Source organism: Rheinheimera tilapiae, from assembly GCF_042432165.1.
In the GTDB taxonomy this organism is placed as follows: Bacteria; Pseudomonadota; Gammaproteobacteria; order Enterobacterales; family Alteromonadaceae; genus Pararheinheimera; species Pararheinheimera tilapiae.
On the sequence record NZ_JBHLXP010000003.1, the window covers coordinates 48,396 to 68,253 of the forward strand.

Here is a 19,858-nt window from a genome sequence, read left to right on the forward strand (position 1 = left end):
AACAAAACTCATAGAAGCTCCTTGCGTGGAAAAGAAAAAATGCTGGAGTGCGGTGACGGCTCTACGCGTCGATTAACGCAACCATTGAAAGAGGCCGCGCAGCTCAGATGCTGCTTGCAACTGTTGTTGTTGCCAGCGCAACTGGCATAAAGTGCGGGCCAGCGTGCGAAAACCGTTTTCTGTAAAGGCATCACGAAATAACCAGCAACGCTTGATCTGGCCGTCCGTTGTCTGCCAGACCAACCAGACACCGAGCCAACAAATCAGACTCTGCGCGAGCAATTGTCCGCCTTCGGTCTGTAGCACCGGCGGCTCTGCGGCGCTATAACGGCGCAGCTGTAACGCCGGCGCCAGGCTTAGCACGAAGTCCTTCGCCGGTTCAGTTGTAGCATATAACAAATAAAATACCGGCAACCAGCCGCATGGCAGCCACCAGGGCGCGGTTGCAGATGCAAACCAGCCTGAGCCAGACCAGGCAAACCACATCGCCAGCATCAACATCATCCAGCATAACCGGCGCGGCCAGGCAGAAGTCTGCAAAGCGAGTTGCCGGCATTGCATCTGTTACACCCGGACCCGATTCAGGATCACCTGTACCAACGCCTGTAGTGCTGGATCCGGCGCTTGCGCATGTCCCATAAACCAGGCAAACAGATCCGGATCATCACACGCCAGCAAGCGCTCAAAAATGTGCTTTTCTGGCTCAGTCAGGGCGTCATAGCCGTGTTCAACAAACGGTGCCAATAACACATCCAGCTCGAGCATGCCACGACGGCAGGCCCAGCGTAATCTTGGTTTAATCATCAATGTCGTCATAACATTCCTGTATCTACTGCGTTGAACTGCGGTGCAGCCCGAAGCCAAATTCTAACAAAAAATCCGGCCAGGGGTTGTGCTTTTGCCGGGAACCCCCAATGATCTGGCCATTGTGAACGGTTTTGGTCGGGAGCCCGGCGGTTTTATGCAAAGTTTCTGGATGAGCGCTGAGCAACTGGCTCAGCTGTCAAATAATCTGTCGTCGGCCTTTATCAGCCCGCTGCCTGCATTTCATTTACTGAAAATCAGCGGCGCCGATCAACAAAAATTTTTGCAGGGTCAGGTCACCTGTGATGTGACCCAAATCAGTGCTGAACATTTCCTGCGTGGTGCTCATTGCGATGCTAAAGGCAAGATGTGGAGCACCTTTCACTTACTGCAGGCTGGCGACGATTTGTTGTGGCTGGCATTTCGTGACGAGTTGCAGGCCTCACTGACCCAACTGAAAAAATATGGTGTCTTTGCCAAAATCAGTTTTACTGAAGTGCAGGACCAATATGCCGTGTTTGGCATTGGCGGTGCCGACAGCGCCGCCTTACTCAGCGCACTGGGTTACCCGCAACCAGCCATTGGCCAGCAACTCACAGTTGCAGGTGGATACTTATTGGGCCTGGCAGCCGATCACTTTTTACTGGTGCTGGCAATTGATGAGGCCAAAGCGTTGTGGCAACAGCAGCAGGCCTTGATGGCCGCACCCACCCGCTGGTTAGCGCAACATATCGCCCACGGTATCCCTTATCTGGAACAGCCATTGCTGGGTGAATATGTGCCGCAGCAGCTGAACCTGCAGGCTTTAGATGCCATCAGCTTTACCAAAGGCTGCTACATGGGCCAGGAAATGGTGGCGCGGATGAAATATCTGGGCAAAAACAAAAGAGCCATGTACCTGTTACAAGCCGACACTGACCATACACCGGTTGCCGGCACTGATATCGAGATCCAGCTGGAACAGAACTGGCGGCGCAGCGGTGTCGTGGTCAATGCCGTGAATATTCAGGGCCAACTGCAATTGCTGGCCGTTTTGCCCAACGATATCAGCGCAACCGACCATTTCCGGCTGGCGACAGAGCCGGATGTCAGCTTACAATTACAACCTTTACCTTATTCAATCACCCCCTGAGGTCCTCATGACTATTCAACACAATAAAGTCGTCGCCATGCACTACAGCGTCAGCGATGCCAATGGCAACGAACTCGACAGCTCTTTTGGCGCCGAGCCTTTAGTGTTTATCCACGGCACTGGTTCACTGATCAGTGGTCTGGAACAAGCACTGACTGGCAAACAGGCCGGTGATAAATTCACAATCGCAATCGCGGCGGCAGATGCTTATGGCGAGCGCCACGACGAACTGACGCAGTCAGTACCACGCGCACTGTTTGAAGGTATGGACGTGGCTGTTGGTATGCGTTTTCGCGCTGCCGGTCCGGATGGTCACGAGCAATCCGTGATTGTACTGGATGTCACCGAAGACGAAGTGGTTGTTGATGGTAATCACCCGCTGTCAGGCATTGATTTGACGTTTGAAGTCGAAATCTTAGTGGTGCGCGATGCCACCGCTGATGAGCTGGCACACGGTCATGCCCATGGCATGGACGGTCATTCCGGTCACGACTAAGCAATCCGGCGGGCGGCCAATTCGCGGCGGCCCGCTATCTTCCTACCCATTCCCGCAATGACCTGCAAAACAAAATCCCAAAGATGACCCGCTTGGTCAGACCAGAAAAAACTGTTATAAACCAGACATCATCTCTGCCGGATAAAGCCGATGTCCCAATCTTTGTGTTATCAACCACATATCCGCCCTGCACCGGCAACTTTGATTGATCATCATGGCAAGCTGCAACTAGGCCTGTTTGATGCTTCCATTGCCGACCTCAATGTAACCGCATTCCGGTTGCATTCGGTGATGGATAAATCGGTCAGCCGTTTGGCTCAGCATTTTGCCTATAAGCAGTTTCAGTTTGTCTGTATCAGCGGCCCTGACTGGCTGCTGGCTGTGGCTATTGCCGATGTACGCTACGTTTGCTCCGGCTTTGCTTATCTGTATCAGCAGGGCAAACCGACCCGGGAATTTGCGCGGCTGGCGCCGTTAGGTTTTGGCTGTTTACTCAGCGACTCGCCGCAACATGGCGAAGCGAGCATGGGCAAAGGTTCGACGCAATGGCAGATCAACTGCGCACCAACCGGCTGGACTTTGCGGGTGCAGGCTGGTGGACTGGTCGCAGATCTGCGACTGGATTTTGACCAGCAACAGCCGCTGGCACTGGCAGCACCAACCGGCTACAACGGCTGGACCTACACAGAAAAAAACAATGCACTGCGCGTCAGTGGCAGCTTGCAGTTAGACGGTCAGGCGCTTGATGTACACAGCGCCCGCGGCGGCATCGATTTCTCCGCCGGCTTTATGCGCCGCGAAACCAGCTGGCGCTGGAGCTCGATCAATTCGCTACAACAAGGTCAGGCTTTTGGTCTGAATTTGGCCGCTGGGGTCAATGAGACTGGTCTGACTGAAAATGCCTTGTGGTATGACGGCCAGATCCAGCATTTAAGCCCAGCCCGGTTTGAGTTTGATCGCGGTCAAAACACGCCGTGGCGTGTCACGACATTATGTGGTGAAGTCGATTTAACCTTCAGGGCCGATTTCTGCCGGCAGGAAAAACTGCAGCTTGGTTTACTTGCCAGTAATTTCCGCCAATATGTCGGGCATTACAATGGTACAGTGCGCTTACGCGATGGCCGGGTCCTGCAGTTGCAGAATTGTCTGGGGCTGGCTGAAGATCACTATGCGAAGTGGTAACTAGCGCGTGTTACAAATATCAAACGCACTGGGTTTGCCTGATGAGATAAAAAATACTGTTCATAAAAAGGAGTGACTATGAATTTTTCCCCGCGACTGCTTGGTTTAGTACTGGCTCTGTCCACGCTGACGGCCTGTTCACCGAAAGAAGTCGGTGATGTGAGTCTTGGGCTTTTTACCACCAAAGACATTAAAATTCAGACCTTTAACGATCCGGCAATTCCGGGTGTTACCTGTCACATCAGCCATGTTGAAGCCGATTTATCGCTGGCTGATCCGTCCGATATGTCCATCGCTTGCCGCCAGACCGGCGAAATCACGGCGGCCATGCTCGGCAAAATCGACAAATCCAAATCCGGCGAAGTCATTTTCACTGCATCAAAAAGTATTTTGTTTAAGCATCTGAAAATCAGACGGATCTTTGATGCTGACAACAGGACTCTGGTGTATTTGTCATATTCGACCAAAGAAAGTGCCGGCAGCGATAAACATTCACTGACTACAGTACCGCTGTGGGGCAGCAAGGCCTGGCAAGAGCTGGAAGCGCAGCAGCTGGCAGCAAAAGCGGGTAAGTAACAATTCAACGACTCTCACCACAGAGCGCTGATGCGTTTGTGCTGTAGCTAAATAAAGAAACCCGCCAACTGGCGGGTTTCTTGTTTTAACAACCGTTTAAAGCTTGCGGATATTATCTACCGCGTCGCGGTCAATCAGCTTAATCAATGGGTCGACACCGATGTAAGTGGTACCTTTGGGCACGATAACCCGGACTTGCTGCTTACCGGATTTCAGCCGGTGTTTTTGTAAATATAACAGCTGGTTATCGGCAGAAAACTCATCCGGATCTGCGCTGAACGCGCCAATATCAATATCTTCGTCCAGCACTTGTTCGGTTTCGGCACCTTTGCCATCAGCACTGAGTCTGGCGGCCTGAATGGTTAAGTCCAGTTGCAGCTGGCCATCTGGCAATTCGGTTTTCTGCACCTCAAGCAGCCGTAAATCATACAAAGTAATTTGCATAAACTGCTGTTCGATAAAGGCTTTTTCTTCGCTGCTGACGCCGGTAGTTAAGTGGCGCAGCAGATCCAGCGTGGTTGGATAAGGATTTTGTTTATATTGGAACTCTTGCAAAAACGCCTGCAAGTTCGCGTCGAGCCGCTCTACACCAATCCGGTCTTTGATCGCCATCATCACAATGGAGCCTTTGCGGTAATGGATATAGCCCTGCCCTTCAGCACGCAGCAGTGGTTCTTCCGCGACTTTCTCGTCGGTGCGGCCACGTAAATAACGGTCCAGCTCATATTTCAGGAACTGACGTAACTTCGCCTGACCATATTTGGTTTCCATCACTCTGAGCGCGCTGTATTGCGCCAGTGTTTCCGGGATCACCGCACTACCCTGCACGTTGGCGCTGCCAACCTGATGGCCCCACCACTGATGCGCCATCTCGTGCGCAGTCACATAATAAGGCATGTCGATGCTGTCTTCGTTGCGCAAATCATTGATAAAACCGATGCCCTCAGAGTACGGCACGGTATTGGCAAAAGATTGCGCAAAATCACGGTAACCCGGAAACTCGATGATCCGCATCTGTTGGTGCTGGTACGGTGAAAACGCCCGATTAAAATAATCCAGCGAGTCCTGCATCGATTGCATCATCCGGTCCACGTTCCAGTGATGCGAAGGATGGTAATACACCTCCAGCGAGACGCCCTGATAATCCTGCTTCTTCACCGCCAGCCGTGCCGACAGGAATGAGTAGAAGTTAAACATCGGTGCATTCATTTCATAGCGGAAGTATTGGCGGCCATCCTGCTGCCACTGTTTCTTCAGATAACCCGGCGCCAGCGCGGTTTGATCTAATGCCGTGGAAACCGTGGCACTGAACTCAATGAAATCTTCGGCGCGGCCAAAACCACTCTCAGTGTAGCGGCTGCTATCTTCCAGTTTGTGCGCCCGCTGCACCGGTTCCAGACCGCGTTTGCTGCGTTCATGCCGCTCCTGCAGTTCAAATCCGGCGTTGTAACCAAACTGCGGCAACAATTCCATGTTATTGATAAAGGTGCCGTTTTCAACCACTGCGACATCAACATCATCATCCTGGAACCCCGGATTAGTGCGGCTCAGCACGAAGGTCATATCGATTGTTTGCCCCGGTTGTACCGGCGTACCGAACTCTAGCCAGGCGGTGCCCAGTCGATTGTCGCGTGGGCTCAAAGTGGCGCCCGGCGCGATGATTTCCATACTGCGGGTGTATTTCGGCCAGTTCACCAACATCTTAGTGACCGGTTTGTTGAATTTGTTGGTCAGCGTCTGTTCGACACGAGCTTCGACGCGCCGTTCGACCGGATAAATATCAACAAATGCTTCAACTTTAGTGGCGACCAGGATCGGATCGTCAGCTCCGGCTTTATAGGCCTTTTCATAATCCGCTTGTAAATCCATCTGCTGTTCCGCAGTGTCATATTGATTCAGCACACGGGTGTTGTAGTAAATCCAGCCACCTGTGCCGACGAACACCAGACTACCGAGCAAAATCACCGCCTGACCACCCGCACCAACTTGATAACGCAATTGCTGATAACGCACCGCCAGACTTTGCGCCGGCCCACGCTGGAACATGCCAAACCCCAACACAAACAGGATCGCGGTCAGGCCGCCCCAATACAGCACGTACCAGCTATGACTTTCCAGTGTCCAACCAAAGCGATTCAAATCAGAAAATGGTGCTGCCGGTGACGCGGCAAAATGCCACATGCGGTGGTTAAAGCCCCAGGCATCCAACACCTGCGTCAAGACGAAATACACGACAAACACACCCATACCGACATACTTGTTCGGGCTTAACACCTGAATAAGGAACGCCAGTACCACGGTCAGCATAAAGGGCAGGAAGTTGAAATACCCCAGCCGTATCAGGTATTGCAGCAAATCCAGGTCGTCAAAACCTTTGATAAGCTGGTAACTGATGGTGGTCAGAGTAAAAGCGAAGTACATCAACAACATCGCGGCGCCAACAGCCATTAGTTTTGACAGCCATAGCACCATATTAGCCACCGGCGTTGCATCGATGATATCGCCGATGCCCTGTGTACGTTCACGCCAGACCACTTCTGCACAGTAATAAGTCAAAATCAGCACCAGCAATAAACCACTGGAATCTGTCACCAGTTCAATCATGGTTTGGGTCAGCGGCCAGTCTGCAGTGCCGTAAAAGCGCTGCGGCGCAAATAAAGGCGCCAGCAAATTAAAGATACAAATCAGCAGCAACATAAAAAACGGCGCGCTGAACACCACCTGTTTTAACTCAAAACGCAGCCGTGTCCAGAACTGCGCCAGTGCAGATGGCTGTTGCGCTTTGGTTTGTAGCGCACTGATCGCAAACTCTGGCGTTGCCTTGGCCGCCTTGGTTTTGCCAACCCGGGCTTTTGGTGTTAACGCCAGCGGTTTGAACAAACCACCAAACAATGCCAGTAGCGCCACGCCAACCGCCAGCCATAACAAGCGATTTTGCAGCAATACACCGCTGAAACTAACACTCAGGGTATTTTTCTCGACGATAGTCCAGTACCGCGACACATCCGCAAAAGAGCGTAAACCAAAAGGGTCCAGCAACGCGGCCATCGTGCGGTATTCCGGCGCCTGGGCAAAACTGCCGGCGACCAGATACAGCACAAACACCACCACAGCCACCAGATACATCGCCTGCATCGATTTGAACTTACTGGCGATGGTGTAGAACAGTGCAGACAACACAAATAACGACGGCAAAGCGAAAATCAGATAAGCATCAACATAATAGCTGAGCACTGTTGGGCCAAAACGAGCCTGGTCGACCCAAGGCATCAAAGAGCCTAATAAAGTGCCAAGCGGGACCATCGCAAACACAGTCACCAACACTAAATAGGCACCAACAAAGCGGCCGAGCTGGTATGACAGGGGCGGCACCGGCTTAGTACAGACAAGTTCTTCCATCAAACTGGCGTGATTGCGCAGCGCCGTGCTGCTGACAAAATTCACCACCAGAAACATCGAAAAAATCAGCATTGTGGTGATAGTCCGGGTGATGGCAAAAGGCCCATTTCCCCAAATTTCGCCACCACCACCGATTTGTACGTTGTCTGATGCCGTGGCAAAAAACGCCAGTAAAAAGAACAACAAAGATGTGACATAAAACGACGGCTGGCGCTGGTAATAGCGCCATTCAAACCGAATCATCTGCAGGAACATAGTGCTGTCCTCACGCCGATTGGCGCTGGCGCGCCTGATGCAAACAAGAGAAATACACGTCTTCCAGATTGGCGGCACAAGTACTGAATCCCTCCGGCTGACTGATGGCAAATACATTCAGAACAGTTCGGCCGGCAAACAAACGCTTTGAGATCACGGGTAGTTGTTGCTCTAACTCCAGAGCCTCAGCCTGGCTAACGGTTTTGGTCCAGACCTGACCTTTGAGTTCATCCACGAGTTGTAGCGGATTGCCGGTCAACAGAATTTGGCCACCAGCTAACACCGCCATTTGCGGACACAGCTCAGCCACGTCGTCGACAATATGCGTCGACAGAATAATCACTTTGTCTTCGCCGAGGCTGACCAACAGGTTATGGAAACGATTACGCTCTTCCGGGTCGAGGCCTGCGGTCGGCTCGTCGACAATCAGCAGTTGCGGGTCACCCAACAGTGCCTGCGCAATGCCAAAACGCTGGCGCATGCCACCGGAGAAACTACTGACTGCTTTGTCTTTGTGCTGATACAGGTTGGTGTGCGCAAGCAAGGCTTCCACAGTGTCGCGACGGGATTTTTTCTCGTTCAGGCCTTTCAAAACCGCCAGATGTTCAAGCAAATCAAAGGCGCTGATGCGCGGATAGACCTGAAAGTCCTGCGGTAAATAGCCCAGCGTACGGCGCAGCGCGTTCGGATCTTTCAACACATCAATATTGCCAAACTGAACGCTGCCGCTATCAGCGGCCTGTAAGGTCGCAATAGTACGCATCAGACTGGATTTGCCGGCGCCGTTTGGCCCTAACAGACCGTACATGCCTTTGGGAATATTCAGGCTGACATTTTGCAGCGCTTTGACACCGTTATCGTAAGTTTTGGATAAATTTGTAATTTTTAGCATGGCCGCTCGGTTCCTGGCGAAGTAAGACCAATACAGCATGCCAAAGGGCGTTGCTCACGCCCAGTTAAATACCTTTACAAAGTGTGTCGGAAATTTCGGCGTCCTTTATAACTCGGCCCACATTCTCAGCAGATTATGATAATGCCCGGTCAGCGCCAACACTTCGCTGCTGTCACCTAATTGCTGACGCAGGCTTTGGATTTGCTGATCGAACGAATACAACAAAGCGCGCTTGGCGTCGTCGCGGATTTGGCTCTGGCTCCAGAAAAAGCTGCAAACCCGCTCACCACGCGTGACCGGCAATACCTGATGCAAACTGGTCGAAGGATACAAAATCAAATCACCGGCCGGCAGTTTGACCTGGTGTTCGCCGTAAGTGTCGATGACCTGCAGCTCGCCGCCGTCGTATTCCTCCGGTTCCGACAAAAACAGCGTCGACGATACGTCCGTGCGTAAACTTAAAGTACTGCCCGGCAAGATCCGCACTGCGCCATCGACGTGCAGGCCATAATGCTCGCCGCCGCTATAGGCGTTAAACAAAGGCGGCACCGTGCGAAGCGGCAACGCGGCTGATAAAAACTGCGGATGTTGATACAAGCGCTGTAAAATCAACGCACCCAGCTCGCGCGCCAACGGGCTGTCAACCGGTAACTGGCGGTTATGTTTGACCAAAGCACCTTGCGGCCCAACTGTGGCGCGGCCATCGGTCCAATTGCTTTGCGCCAGCAAACTGCGAAACTGCGCCACTTCGGCTTTGCTCAGAACAGCAGGAATATGTAATAACATCAAGCACCTCAATGGAAAAGGCAGCCACCGGGCTGCCTCTGTACTATTTAACTTCGGTCGGTTTAAAACGCGACATTCACACCGAGCTTGGCTGAACGTGGTGCGCCTTGGTGATAACGACCACCGCCGTTATTCAGCGACTGCACGTATTCTTCGTCCAACAAGTTGTACAGGTTGAACTGGACTGTCACGGTTGGGTTCACCTCGTAAGTCGCCATCGCATCAACCACCCAATAATCTGGCACTTCCAGCATTGAATTCGTTGCAGCCACCAGGTTTGTGGTATTCGACCGGGCTACTGAATCCATGTAGCGCGCGCCGCCACCCAGTTTCAGTTTTTCCAGCGTGTAAGTCCCCCACAGCGTAAAGGTGGTTTTTGGTGTCCACTGCATCACACCGCCATCGGTTGGGGCACCGTTATACAAAGCACCGCGGGTGATTTTTGGATTCATCAGCGCGATACCGGCATTCAGTTCAAAGTTCTGTAATGGAGAGCCGACCAGCGCCAGTTCCAGGCCGCGCACGGTTTTCTCGCCGACCGGTACATAAGTATTCAGGTCGTCGCGTACCAGTTCGTTTTTATTGACCGTTTCGAACAAGGCTGCAGTGGCGAACAGGTTTTTGTCCAGTAACTGCCACTTAGTGCCCAGTTCCAGGTTAGTGCCTTTTTGCGGATCCAGCATTGGGTTGTTTTGATTGGTTGCTGCAGTGCTCAGCGAGAAGTTAGTGCCGCCTGGTGGCAACTGCGACGTGGCATAGGACAGATATACAGAGCCATCTTCAGTTGGCTTGTAGTTGGCGCCAACTTTGTAGCTGAGTAAATTGTCGGACTTACGAGCTTCTGAGCCTACCAAAGTCCCGACCGGAATTGTCTGTGGCGTCGCTGCCGCCTGCACTGTGATGAGGTTGGTATCGGTGTTGTAGTGCTCGGCACGCAGGCCAGCGCTGACTTGCCATTGCGCATTTAAATCAATGGTATCCAACATGTATACAGCGGCAGTGCTGGTACTCCCGTCGGTTTTAGCACCGGTACGGACTGGCAATGCAAAAACGTCTGCGGTCGATGGGTTGTAGAGGTTGGCGTTGACCTGCGTCGTGCCGGTCGGAAGGCCCAGCGTGTAGTTCAGCTGACTTTCAAAACTGAATTCAATGCCAGACGAAATGTTGTGCGTCAACGCACCTTGTTGCAGTGTGGCATTCAGGTTGGTCTGGTTAATCAACAGTTGGTTTTGCTGATCTTTGCCCTGGCGGTTACGGTTCACTGTCCAGCTATTCAGGTCATTTTTCGTAGCGGCCGGTACTGTGATGCCATTGCCGGTGTTCACGCCGGTCAGGATATAGTCTTGCGACGACACGCCATAACGACTGGTATTTTGCAGCTTCACGTTGTCAGCAAAATCGTGTTCAATACGCAGCGTCAGCATGTCGGCAACGACGTGGTCAAAGTCGTTTTTGCTACCATAGAAGCTTTCGCGGTCGACTTTACCAAAAGCCGGCGCCGTATTGTTCGGGAATGCGGTGGCAATCGCGGCACTGTAGAAGCCTTCGAGGCCAATCGTTGGTACGCCGCCATCCGGGATATTGTCCTGCTGTACATGCAGCAGGTTTAAAGTGGTGCGGGTTTCAGTGTTCAGACCGAACGCCAGTGAAGTGGCAATACCGGTGATATTATTTTCCACCACATCACGCCCGGCCACACCGCTGTCCTGGCGCAGTAAATTGACGCGGATGGCCGCATTATCAATGGCCAACGTCTGATTTACGTCAGCACTAACACGTTTGTGTGATCCTGAACCTATAGTGGCGCTGCCGGTGATAAAGCTATCCAGCGTCGCCGCTTTACTGCTCATATTGATATAACCGGATGATGCACCGCGGCCGTTATCCACGCCGGCCGGGCCTTTAGCGATTTCGACTTGTTCGGTGTTAAAAGTATCGCGGCTGATAGTGCCCAGGTCGCGGATACCGTCGACATAAATACTGCTTTGCGTATCAAAACCACGCATAAAAATCGAATCACCGGTTGCGGTGTTGCCATTCTCCCCCATCAGCATGGTAATGCCCGGCGTGTTACGCAGGGTTTCTGACAAAGTATTGGCTTGCTGTTGCTGGAACAGTTCTTTTTTCAGCACCACAATCGTTTGCGGCGTATCAACCAAAGGTTTTACCTGCTTGGCGGAGCTGGCTTTCTCGGCGAATAGTTCGGTCGAAATCGTGCTGCCTTTGACTTCAACTTCCGCCAACTTGCCAGCGTCTTGTGCATATGCAGCCGGCATTGCCAGCATCAGCGCCGAGGCCAAAGCGGCCGGGAAAGGTTGGTTATGTTTTTTCGATTGAATGAACGACATCGTCAGGTCCCTATAAATACAGCCAGTACGGCTTCTGTAGTTTTCGGGCGTCATGGTATCGAGATCCATTCTCATTTGCAAATAGGAATTACTCCTATTCGTGTTTTATTGGTACTCGGCTTGCGCTGATGCTGGATATTGTTCAGACATCGTATAGCCGGCTATGAGCGAGTTGCAGAAATGCGGTTCAGATTGTTTGATATTGCGGCGGATATCAAAGGTGCAATTCGCTTTGCTCATTGCACCCTACGATCGGGCCGCTGGCTCGTAGGGTGGGTAGAGCGCAGCGAAACCCACCGGTTGTCGCACAACGGGTGTCACCAAAGCCAACTTCTGGCACATACCGGCACGCCTTGCAGAAGCCGCAAATAAAAAAACCACCCGAAGGTGGTTTTTTAATCACATCAACAGCTTAGCTGCCGTGTTTGTCGCTGTGACGCATATGCGGGAACAGGATGACGTCGCGGATGCTTGGCGCGTCGGCCAGTAACATGACCAAACGGTCGATACCGATGCCCTGCCCTGCGGTTGGTGGTAAGCCGTGTTCCAGTGCCGTGACGAAATCCTCGTCGTAGTACATGGCTTCGTCGTCACCAGCTTCTTTTTGTGCCACTTGCTCACGGAAACGTTCAGCCTGATCTTCGGCGTCGTTTAACTCGCTAAAGCCGTTGCCCAGTTCACGGCCACCGATGAAGAATTCAAAGCGGTCGGTGATCTCTGGATTGTCGTCGTTGCGGCGCGCCAGTGGTGAAATCTCGGCTGGGTATTCAGTAATGAAAGTCGGTTGTAACAGCTTGGTTTCGACCAGCTCATCAAACACTTCCATCAGGATACGGCCGTGACCGTAGTTAGCCTTCACTTCAATGCCTAAAGACTTCGCCAGTGTCGCCACCGCTTCACGCGTGGTGAGCTGCTCCAGCTTCACTTCAGGGTTGTAATGCAGAATAGATTCAGTCACGGACATGCGCGCGAACGGCTTGCCGAAGTCGAAGATATGGCCCTGATATGGCACTTCAGTGGTGCCCAGAACCGATTGCGCCAGACCACGGAACAGTTCCTCGGTCAGGTCCATCAGGTCATTGAAATCGGCATAAGCCCAGTAGAATTCCAGCATGGTGAATTCTGGGTTATGCCGCGTTGACACGCCTTCGTTACGGAAGTTACGGTTCAGCTCAAATACTTTTTCAAAGCCACCGACTACCAGCCGTTTTAAATACAGCTCTGGCGCAATACGCAGGAACATTTGCATATCAAGCGCATTGTGGTGTGTCTCAAACGGACGGGCTGAAGCGCCACCCGGGATGCTTTGCAGCATTGGGGTTTCAACTTCTAAGAAGCCTTTGCTGTTAAAAAACTGGCGGATATATGCCACTGTTTTTGAACGGATTAAGAACGTTTTACGTGACTGGTCGTTGACGATGAGGTCCAGATAACGCTGACGGTAACAAGCTTCCTGGTCGGTTAAACCGTGGAATTTATCCGGTAACGGGCGCAGCGCTTTGGTCAGTAAACGGATCTCATCAAGCCAAACGGTCAATTCACCGGTCTGAGTTTTGAACAGTGTGCCGCTACCGCCGACGATGTCACCCAAGTCCCACTTTTTGAAGCCTTCGTTGTAGACATTTTCCGCCAGACTGTCGCGGGCGACATACAGCTGAATTTTGCCGCCAACATCTTGAATCGTCGTGAAGCTGGCTTTGCCCATGATGCGGCGCAGCATCATACGGCCGGCCACAGTCACACGGATTTTTTTCTCTTCCAGCTCTTCTTTGCTCAGATGCTCATACTGCGCCAGGATCTGGTCTGAAGTGGCATCACGGCGGAAATCGTTTGGAAATGGATTGCCCTGTTCACGCAGCCCGGCCAGCTTATGTTTTCGCTCGGCGATCAGCTTATTGACGTCCTGATGTTCTTCAATCGGATTGTTCTGTTCAGACATTTTAAGTTCCTGATAATAAGCTAAATTACAAACCCGCTTTTAAGCTGGCTTCAATAAATTTGTCGAGATCACCATCCAATACTGACTGGGTATTTCGCGTTTCGACGCCAGTACGCAAATCTTTGATGCGCGAATCGTCGAGCACGTAAGAGCGGATCTGACTACCCCAGCCGATATCCGACTTGGTATCTTCCAGTGCTTGTTTTTCGGCATTTTGTTTCTGCAATTCAAACTCATAGAGTTTGGCGCGTAATTGCTTAAAGGCGTTGTCGCGGTTTTTATGCTGCGAACGGTCGTTCTGACACTGCACCACGATGTTGGTCGGTAAGTGCGTGATCCGCACCGCAGAGTCGGTTCTGTTAACGTGTTGACCACCGGCGCCTGAAGCCCGGTAAGTATCGATACGCAGGTCGGACGGATTGATTTCGATTTCGATGTCGTCGTCGATCTCTGGCGACACAAACACCGAAGCAAATGAGGTGTGGCGGCGGTTGCCGGAGTCAAATGGGCTTTTACGTACCAAACGATGTACGCCAGTCTCAGTGCGCAACCAGCCGTAGGCATATTCACCGGTAAATTTGATGGTACATCCTTTGATGCCGGCGACGTCACCGTCAGTGACTTCGTACAGTTCTGGACTAAAGCCTTTGGCTTCGCCCCAGCGCAGGTACATCCGCATCAACATGCTGGCCCAGTCCTGCGCTTCAGTACCGCCGGAACCGGATTGAATATCCAGGAAGCAGTTGTCCGGATCATGTTTGCCGGAGAACATCCGGCGGAATTCCAGCTTCGCTAGCTGGGCTTCGAGGTCGGCCAATTCAGTTTGCGCTTCGACAAAAGTCTCTTCGTCTTCCGCTTCAACCGCCAGCTCAACCAGACCCGCCACATCTTCCAGGCCCTGATCCAGTTTATCGATAGTGCTGACGATTTGTTCGAGCGCGGAACGCTCTTTGCCAAGCGCCTGCGCTTTCTCCGGATTGTTCCAGACGGCAGAATCTTCAAGCTCGCGGGAGACTTCTTCTAACTTTTCTTTCTTTGCATCGTAGTCAAAGATACCCCCGAAGCACGTTAGTGCGTTCAGCTAAGTCTTTGATACTGTTATAAACTGGATTGACTTCAAACATGATTTTGCAAGGCGCCTGAAAAAATAGGCGCCGATTGTAGCAAAATTTCGGCTATAGGTGCAGCCTTTTGCGGCGTTCCGGATGGCTGCGGTTGTTTAGAACAACCGATTCAGGCCGGCCACAGATGCCGCACCAATAACTGCAGATTCTGCTGATCACGGAACTCATTGATATCCAACTGATACGCCAGTTCGACTTGCTGAATTTGTGGGTTGGGCCAGCTCTTAATATCAGCGTTAAACCAAATCGCATCAAACAGTTTGCCGTCTGAGCCCTGCAACATCATTTTCAGATGTTTTTCCGCCAGTAAGCGTTGTTGCACCAGCTTAAAGCGGCCGTGAAACACCGGTTCCGGAAAGGCCTGGCCCCAAGGACCGGCATTTTGCAGCAGTTGCGCGAGGCTGATGTCGAGTTCCTGTGGCTTTAGTTCACCGTCGCTGTAGACCACTGCGGTTAAGTGTTCCGGCTGGATAAAACGACCGGCCTGCTTGCTTAATGCCTGCACAAACACGTCATATTGCGCTTCGGCGATGGTGAGGCCAGCGGCCATGGCATGACCGCCGAATTTTTTAATCAGACCCGGTTCAGCCGTCGACACCGCTTCGAGCAAATCGCGCATGTGGACACCCGCTACTGAGCGCGCTGAACCTTTCAGTTCGCCGTTGTCACCACGGGCAAAGGCGATCACGGGTCTGTGCCAGGCTTCTTTGACCCGGCCGGCCAGAATACCAATCACGCCCTGATGCCAGTCGTGCTGGTACAGGCACAAACAAGACGGCAAATCGGTACTTTTTAACGATAAGCGGCTCAGTGCAGCCATCGCTTCGGTCTGCATGCCCTGTTCGATTTCACGCCGTTCCAGATTCAAACTGTCGAGTTCGGCCGCCAGCCGCCGCGCATTATTGATATCAGGCGATAACAAACAGGCGATGCCAATCGACATATCATCCAGCCGCCCGGCCGCGTTTAAACGCGGTGCTAAGGCAAAACCAAAATCCTGCGCCGTCAGCTTGGCCGCTTTGCGATTGGCCACGTCAATCAGCGCCTGAATGCCTGGGCGCACTTTGCCACTGCGAATGCGCTGCAACCCCTGATGCACCAGAATGCGGTTGTTGTGATCAAGCGGAACCACGTCGGCGACGGTGCCAAGCGCGACTAAATCTAGCAGATCAGCAAGATTGGGCTCCGATATCTCAGTGAAAGACCCTTGCTCGCGCAGTGCTGCACGCAGCGCCAACAGCAGGTAAAACGCCACGCCAACGCCGGCCAGTGCTTTACTGGGGAACTCGCAGCCTGGCTGATTGGGGTTCACGATTGCGTCGGCGTCCGGCAGTTCATGGCCAGCTAAATGGTGGTCGGTAACCAGCACCCGCACACCGGCAGCTTTGGCGCGTGCCACACCTTCGATGGCGGAGATACCGTTATCGACGGTGACGATGAGTTCGGCGCCATGCTGCAGCGCCAGTTCGGCCATCTCGACCGACAGGCCATAACCATATTCAAAGCGGTTCGGCACCAGAAAATCGACATTAGCAAAGCCAAGCGCACGCAACCCAGCCAATAAAGTGGCCGTGCTGGTGGCGCCGTCGGCATCAAAATCGCCGACGATCAGAATGCGTTGTTGTGCAGCCCGCGCATCGAGCAGCAATGCCACTGCGGCGGGCATGCCTTTTAACAGCTGATACGGTAACAGTTGTTGTGCGCTACGCGCTAACTCGTGGTTATCGCTGATCCCGCGATGGGCATACAGGCGCTGAAGTACCGGATGCACCGGCAAAGAAAAAGCGGCCGGTGTCAGAACCGGCCGTTGTTGCAGGGTTTTGGCAAGGGTCATCAGGCTTATCGTTTCGCCAGTTGCGTCAGGGCCGCAGCCAGCGCAGCAGCTGGTTGATACCCTGGGATTAACGAGCCGTCCGGCAGTACCATGGCTGGCGTGCCGTTAATGCCAAAACTTTGGCCTAGGTGATATTGCGCCGCGACATTGTTGTCACATTTGGCGACTGACACGTCGCTACCGCCTTTGGCTTTAGTCATTGCACCCTGTTTGTCTTTGGAGCACCAGATCGATTCCAGCGTGCTAAACGTTTGGCTGTTTTCTCCGCCACGCGGGTAAGCCAGATAATGAATGCTGATGCCAGCGTCCAGATAATCTTGCATCTCGCTGTGCAGCTTGCGGCAATAACCGCAATCGGTATCGGTGAATACCGTCACCACGAATTTTTCATTTTTGGCTTTGAATTCAATAGCGGATGGCGTCATTTTGTTAACACCAGCCAGCCGCATCGGCTTCATCACTTCTTCATTGACGTGTACTTTGTTTTTTAAATCAAATACTTCGCCCTGAATCAAATACTGCCCGTCACTGCTTGCGAAAAATAACCCACGATCGGTGAACACCTGCAACAAACCAGGCACCGGCGCATTGGCCACTGACGTTGGCTTCAAACCTAATTCGGCCATGCGTTGCTGTAATTGTTGATCAGCCTGTAACGCAGCCGGCACGGCGGTAGTGGCTGCGACAATCGGCGCCACCGGTAATGCCAGACATAAAGCGGCGATGATTTTTTTCATAACAAATTCCTTGATCATCCACGCGGATGATGTGTCTGATGTAACTGTTGTAACCGCAGCTGCGCGACATGAGTGTAAATCTGCGTCGTCGACAGGTCACTATGGCCCAGTAACAGCTGTACAACCCGCAAATCAGCACCATGGTTCAACAGGTGCGTCGCAAAAGCATGCCGCAGCGTATGCGGTGATAACTCAACGCTGATACCGGCCACTTTGGCATAAAACTTAATCCGGTGCCAGAACGTCTGTCGCGTCATTTGTGCACCTCGTTGACTCGGAAACAATACATCCGACGGCTCGCTGAGCAATAACGGCCGGCCATGCGCCAGATACCGTTGCAGCCATTCGGCGGCTTCTTCACCAAAAGGCACCAGTCGCTCTTTGGAACCTTTGCCAAATACCCGTAACACGCCCTGCCGCGGATTAACCTGATGCAACGTCAGGCTAACCAGCTCCGTCACGCGCAGACCTGAGGCATACAGCACCTCCAGCATCACTTTGTCCCGGAACTGGATGGCCTCGTTTAAGTCCGGCGCCGCCAGCAGCGCAGTGACGTCTGCTTCCGACAACGACTTTGGCAGCGGCTGACCCAATTTTGGATTTAACACGCCGGATAAAGGATTCTGCGATATGACACCACGTTGATGCAGCGTCTGGAAAAACCGCCGCAGACTGCTAAGCGCCCGCGCCGTGCTGCGTGGCGACAATCCCCGGTCATACCGCGTGGCTAGATATGATTCCAGCAGCGCTGTGTTAGCCTCGCTCAAAGGCCGACCTTGTTGCTCGGCAAACAAAGCAAACTGGCGCAAATCAGTACCATAAGCACTGAGCGTATGGCGGCTGACGCCGTCACTGAGCCATAGATCATCAAGAAACTGGCTGATCTGCGCTTCCACGGCGTCACTTAGCAGCCGGACTTTTTTACGGGCATCCACCATTTAAACCACTCCCGACTGCACTTGGGTGCAGATGCCAGCTCTGCTACAATCGCCGCCTTGCCGCAGCCAGTCATATCGCCGGGCATTTGTGCTGCCATAGCTTCGACTCAGGGTTTGAAAGATGAACATTGCCATATTCTACGGTTCTACCACCTGTTACACCGAAATGACTGCCGAAAAACTCAAAGTGCTGCTGGAGTCGGATCCGGCGCTGCCTGTTGGCAGCAGTGTATCACTGCATAACATCAAACAGCAGCCGCTCGTGCGGATGCAAGAGTATGAGGTGTTAATCCTGGGGATCTCGACTTGGGATTTCGGCGAGTTACAGGAAGATTGGGAAGCGCATTGGGATGACATCAGCGGCGTCGATCTGAGCGGTAAAATAGTTGCGATCTATGGCATGGGTGACCAGATTGGCTACACCGAATGGTTTGTTGATGCGATGGGCATGCTCAGTGATGCTATTGCCGGACAAGACTGCCAGCGTATTGGCTTCTGGTCGACAGAAGGTTATCAGTTTGACAAATCGAAAGCAGTGACACCGGACGGTGAATGGTTTGTCGGTCTCGCGCTGGATGACGAAAATCAGTATGACCAAACCGACGAGCGGCTACTAGGCTGGACAGCACAGCTGGTCAGTGAGCTTGCTGAGCTGGGTTAAACCGGCTTACACAGCTCTGCTACAAGCCGCAGCGCGGTTGATTTTTTACACAAAAAAACGCTAACTGACTGATTCAACTCAACGCGACATTGACCGAAAAAAGTGCACAAATGTTAAAATAACTCTTGCGCCATCAATTTTCTCTGCATAGAATGCGCGCAATCGAAAGGCAAGACAGTTGAAAAACTGCTCGCGCAAAGCTTCGGGTCTAAGGGTAGTGATGCCTACGACAGCCGGGCTGCCATCCCACCATCACCGGGATGAAGATCAACAAAATGCCAGCGCGCTTTTGTATCTTTGCAGACTCTCTGCTTGCCTTTCATCGAATCCCCCCAGACTTTAGCTATGCCTGTTGGCACCGGAGTTAACGATGAATTTCAAGACACTGACTTTAATCGCTGTTGTTGTAAGCCCACTGTTCGCAATCGCTCCAGCCAGTGCTGATGACCAAATCGCGCAATCTCTGTGTGCTTATGTGGCCGCAAACGATAAAAACAGCATTCGCAAGACTTTATCTGACAGCAAACTCCGCATCAAAAACGTCTATGACGGCATTCAGTGTGATGGTCTGCCGATGATCCGTTTTGCCATTAAACACAACGCTGCTGATGCTGCTGAATTTATCGTGAAACAGCTGCCAGGCAGCCAGGTGTCTAAATCAGGTGACGTTGAATGGGCGCAGAGCAATGGTTTTGCTGCATCACCAATCATCGAAACGATCAAAGCGCGCAGCGCCAGCTAATAATCTTCATTTT

General features: G+C 52.4%; 17 protein-coding genes and 1 riboswitch. Of the genes, 6 read left to right on the forward strand and 11 right to left on the reverse strand.

Annotated features, from left to right (window positions below):
• Window positions 1–72: 72 nt before the first annotated feature.
• Window positions 73–561 carry a YgfX family protein gene (locus tag ACFFJP_RS11155; RefSeq protein ID WP_377243618.1) on the reverse strand — a complete coding sequence of 163 codons (489 nt, stop codon included), beginning with the start codon at window positions 559–561 and terminating at the stop codon, window positions 73–75.
• A gap of 3 nt (window positions 562–564) precedes the next feature.
• Window positions 565–816: an FAD assembly factor SdhE gene (locus ACFFJP_RS11160; protein ID WP_377243621.1), complete on the reverse strand. Its 252-nt coding sequence runs from the start codon at window positions 814–816 to the stop codon at window positions 565–567.
• 82 nt (window positions 817–898) lie between these two features.
• On the opposite strand from ACFFJP_RS11160, the gene ygfZ reads away from it, so the two are divergent.
• The 4 genes from ygfZ to ACFFJP_RS11180 all read left to right on the forward strand — a co-directional run bounded on the left by ygfZ (window position 899) and on the right by ACFFJP_RS11180 (window position 4,190).
• Window positions 899–1,936, forward strand: a complete 1,038-nt coding sequence (ygfZ, locus tag ACFFJP_RS11165; protein ID WP_377243624.1) for a tRNA-modifying protein YgfZ — start codon at window positions 899–901, stop codon at window positions 1,934–1,936.
• 7 nt (window positions 1,937–1,943) lie between these two features.
• Window positions 1,944–2,432, forward strand: coding sequence for an FKBP-type peptidyl-prolyl cis-trans isomerase (locus ACFFJP_RS11170; RefSeq protein WP_377243627.1), 489 nt, complete (start codon window positions 1,944–1,946; stop codon window positions 2,430–2,432).
• Window positions 2,433–2,582: 150 nt separating this feature from the next.
• The gene (locus ACFFJP_RS11175; protein WP_377243630.1) at window positions 2,583–3,614 is read left to right on the forward strand and encodes a DUF2804 domain-containing protein; all 1,032 of its coding nucleotides are present in this window, start codon (window positions 2,583–2,585) and stop codon (window positions 3,612–3,614) included.
• A gap of 78 nt (window positions 3,615–3,692) precedes the next feature.
• Entirely contained in the window at window positions 3,693–4,190 is a 498-nt protein-coding gene (locus tag ACFFJP_RS11180) for a CreA family protein (RefSeq protein ID WP_377243633.1), read from the forward strand.
• 96 nt (window positions 4,191–4,286) lie between these two features.
• Here ACFFJP_RS11180 and ACFFJP_RS11185 read toward each other — a convergent pair whose 3' ends face one another.
• The 9 genes from ACFFJP_RS11185 to xerD all read right to left on the reverse strand — a co-directional run bounded on the left by ACFFJP_RS11185 (window position 4,287) and on the right by xerD (window position 18,442).
• The gene (locus ACFFJP_RS11185) at window positions 4,287–7,844 is read right to left on the reverse strand and encodes an ABC transporter permease/M1 family aminopeptidase (RefSeq protein WP_377243636.1); all 3,558 of its coding nucleotides are present in this window, start codon (window positions 7,842–7,844) and stop codon (window positions 4,287–4,289) included.
• A gap of 10 nt (window positions 7,845–7,854) precedes the next feature.
• Complete coding sequence (locus ACFFJP_RS11190) at window positions 7,855–8,736, reverse strand: ABC transporter ATP-binding protein (protein ID WP_377243640.1); 882 nt, start codon at window positions 8,734–8,736, stop codon at window positions 7,855–7,857.
• Between the two features lie 105 nt (window positions 8,737–8,841).
• Window positions 8,842–9,522, reverse strand: coding sequence for a Fe2+-dependent dioxygenase (locus tag ACFFJP_RS11195; protein WP_377243643.1), 681 nt, complete (start codon window positions 9,520–9,522; stop codon window positions 8,842–8,844).
• 62 nt (window positions 9,523–9,584) lie between these two features.
• Window positions 9,585–11,870, reverse strand: a complete 2,286-nt coding sequence (locus ACFFJP_RS11200) for a catecholate siderophore receptor Fiu (protein WP_377243646.1) — start codon at window positions 11,868–11,870, stop codon at window positions 9,585–9,587.
• Between the two features lie 412 nt (window positions 11,871–12,282).
• On the reverse strand, window positions 12,283–13,809 hold the full coding sequence (gene lysS, locus ACFFJP_RS11205) for a lysine--tRNA ligase (RefSeq protein ID WP_377243649.1): 1,527 nt from the start codon (window positions 13,807–13,809) through the stop codon (window positions 12,283–12,285).
• Between the two features lie 25 nt (window positions 13,810–13,834).
• Window positions 13,835–14,933, reverse strand: a protein-coding gene (gene prfB / locus ACFFJP_RS11210) for a peptide chain release factor 2 (RefSeq protein ID WP_208931644.1) whose coding sequence is annotated in 2 segments (ribosomal slippage) — window positions 13,835–14,857 and window positions 14,859–14,933 — 1,098 coding nt in all. Because the reading frame shifts where the segments join, the coding sequence is not laid out codon by codon here.
• Window positions 14,934–15,042: 109 nt separating this feature from the next.
• Window positions 15,043–16,767: a single-stranded-DNA-specific exonuclease RecJ gene (recJ, locus tag ACFFJP_RS11215; protein WP_377243653.1), complete on the reverse strand. Its 1,725-nt coding sequence runs from the start codon at window positions 16,765–16,767 to the stop codon at window positions 15,043–15,045.
• A 5-nt stretch (window positions 16,768–16,772) separates the two neighbouring features.
• Complete coding sequence (gene dsbC / locus ACFFJP_RS11220) at window positions 16,773–17,504, reverse strand: bifunctional protein-disulfide isomerase/oxidoreductase DsbC (RefSeq protein ID WP_377243656.1); 732 nt, start codon at window positions 17,502–17,504, stop codon at window positions 16,773–16,775.
• A gap of 14 nt (window positions 17,505–17,518) precedes the next feature.
• On the reverse strand, window positions 17,519–18,442 hold the full coding sequence (xerD, locus tag ACFFJP_RS11225) for a site-specific tyrosine recombinase XerD (RefSeq protein WP_377243659.1): 924 nt from the start codon (window positions 18,440–18,442) through the stop codon (window positions 17,519–17,521).
• Window positions 18,443–18,563: 121 nt separating this feature from the next.
• Between xerD and fldB the strand changes: the two genes are divergently transcribed.
• Both fldB and ACFFJP_RS11235 read left to right on the forward strand, forming a co-directional pair.
• Entirely contained in the window at window positions 18,564–19,103 is a 540-nt protein-coding gene (gene fldB / locus ACFFJP_RS11230; protein ID WP_377243663.1) for a flavodoxin FldB, read from the forward strand.
• A 158-nt stretch (window positions 19,104–19,261) separates the two neighbouring features.
• A riboswitch (cyclic di-GMP riboswitch) is annotated at window positions 19,262–19,349 on the forward strand.
• Between the two features lie 124 nt (window positions 19,350–19,473).
• The gene (locus ACFFJP_RS11235; protein ID WP_377243666.1) at window positions 19,474–19,845 is read left to right on the forward strand and encodes a DUF3718 domain-containing protein; all 372 of its coding nucleotides are present in this window, start codon (window positions 19,474–19,476) and stop codon (window positions 19,843–19,845) included.
• Window positions 19,846–19,858: the final 13 nt, after the last annotated feature.